Source organism: Akkermansia sp. GGCC_0220 (assembly GCF_017566105.1).
Lineage (GTDB): Bacteria > Verrucomicrobiota > Verrucomicrobiia > Verrucomicrobiales > Akkermansiaceae > Akkermansia > Akkermansia massiliensis.
Genome location: NZ_JABFCI010000042.1, coordinates 1 through 1,668, shown reverse-complemented (window position 1 = coordinate 1,668; position 1,668 = coordinate 1). Strand labels below are relative to the sequence as shown.

The following is a 1,668-nucleotide window of genomic DNA, read 5'->3' as shown; positions in this document are numbered from 1 at the left end:
CCGGTGATCGGAGCCTACCCGGAAGGCAAGGACTACCGCGCCAAGACATGGCAGCACTCCAGCCCTCTCTTCTGGGGTGGGCAGATGCCCACCGCCTCCGAGCTCGGACGCCTCTACAGCCCCTACCAGTTTGAAGTCAAAAACGCCAACAGCGACTTCTTCCCCATCACCATCTCCAACATCCTCTCCAACGACGGCACCAGGCTCTCCCCCTTCGGCGGACCGGGCGCCGAGCAGGTCAACAAGATCGTGGCCGCGGAACTCCCCTTCCAGCAGCCCTCCAGCCTCGCCGGCTTCGCAGGCTGCCGCCTCACCCCGGGATGGTACAGGAGCGACTCCAAGGCGGCCGTCGCCAAGCGCTTCGCCTACCAGTCCGGCGTGCCGGGCGTGGGGATCGGCAACGCCTTTGCCGACCCCATGCTCCCGCCCGACAAGGTCTTCTCCCACAATGAAATCATGGGAGACGCCTCCCTGGGCGACTTCTGGGACCACGGCCTGATGGTCAACGACGCCCTCTGGGACTCCTGGTTCGCCTCCTCCCTGGCCGCGCGCCCCTCCAGCATCGGAGGCACGGGCAGGGAGGAACTTAAAACCGTGCTTCAACAGGCCTTCTCCACGGACGCCTCCTCCAACAGGGCCGCCGGCATTGCCAACAGGCGCTTCGTGCCCGACCTCCAGGGCAAGCCCTCCGAGGCCGTCGTCGAAGAACTCTCCAAGACCGACGAAGGCTACAAGCACGCCTCCAAGTACCTCACCGTGGCCGGGGGCTTCAACGTCAACTCCACCTCCCAGCGCGCCTGGGAAGCCACCCTGCTTGGGCTCAAAAAGCGCAAGCTCCTCTACTCCCGGAGCGGGACCCCCTCCGTGCTCAACAACAGCCAGACGGCCTTCTCCCGCTTCGGGGTGGCCAGCAGCGACAAGTCCCACGTGGACGACTACGGCTCGGTGGGCGTAACCCAGGGCATCCCGGACGGGGAGGCCATGGCGTGGTCCGACCTCAGAACGCTCAGCGACTCGCAGATCAAGTCCCTGGCCCGGAACATGGTCCAGGAGGTCAAGAAGAGGGGCCCCTTCCTGAACATGTCCGACTTCGTCAACCGCCGCCTGCAGAGCGGGGAGATGGGGGTGAAGGGGGCGCTTCAGGCGGCCATCGACGAAAGCTCCATCAACAGCACCTTTGACGAACTCTCCGACATGGTCATCACGCCCAAGGGAGGGTACCCGAACCAGGACGCGGCCAAGGGGTCGGTGTATACGGCGGCCCCCGGCTACCTGATCCAGTCCGACGTGCTGGCGGTGCTGGGCAATATTTTAACGACGCGCGACGACACGTTTACGATCCGGGCCTACGGGGAGCTGACCAACCGCGAGGGTGTGGTGCTGTCGCGGGCGTGGTGCGAGGCGGTGGTGCAGAGGGGGATCAATTACGTGGACCCGGTGGACAGCCCGGAGACGCCGGTCAAGAAGATCAACATGAAGAGCGGAGCGCTGGAGGAGACGGAGCTGAGCGCGGTGAACAAGGCGTTCGGGAGGAAGTTCAACATCGTCTCCTTCCGCTGGCTGTCTCCCGAGGAGGTGTAATAAAAGAGAGAGAGAGTTTTTTTCTTCTTCCCGGCCAGCGCCGCTTCCCATCCACGGGGAGCGGCTCTTTTTGTGCTTAAGGGGAGG

Annotated in this window: 1 pseudogene; it reads left to right on the top strand. The window is 64.4% G+C overall.

Annotated features, from left to right (window positions below):
- Positions 1 to 1,581: pseudogene (locus HJW02_RS12865) on the top strand (hypothetical protein); the annotation flags it as partial.
- Positions 1,582 to 1,668 lie beyond the last annotated feature (87 nt).